General features: G+C 29.6%; 1 pseudogene. It reads left to right on the top strand.

Going from position 1 to position 341, the window contains the following annotated elements:
- Positions 1–294 (top strand): annotated as a pseudogene (locus ACSEXW_RS28385) (hypothetical protein); the annotation flags it as partial.
- Between the last annotated feature and the right edge of the window lie 47 nt (positions 295–341).

The raw sequence follows: 341 nt of genomic DNA, 5'->3' as shown, positions 1-341 counted from the left end.
AAAACCGTTGTTATCAACTATTTTTGGATTAGTTTCAATAATTATATAGTTGAAGAACCAAAAGAGTTTAGTGAGTATTTTATAGACTCTCAAAGAGAATTAATTGATTTAAAACATAGCAGACTTTCAATAACTATAAGGCATTGGATGGAAAGCAGTAATGAATATAATGAAAACTCGGAGTATATCGAGGCTGTTTTTGATGTGTTTTATAAGGATAAATACCTTGGATACTATAAACTAATATACAACTTTAATGGTGAGATTATTGATGATTTTCTCGTTTGGGAATAAGAAGTGTCAAAAATTTTGGTTGCAATTCAAGGAGTGCCATACTTCGC

The sequence above is a fragment of the Oryzibacillus soli genome (assembly GCF_051594765.1).
Lineage (GTDB): Bacteria > Bacillota > Bacilli > Paenibacillales > NBRC-103111 > Paenibacillus_AR.
The sequence above is the reverse complement of the archived record's forward strand: the minus strand, read 5'-3'. Positions and strand labels throughout refer to the sequence as shown.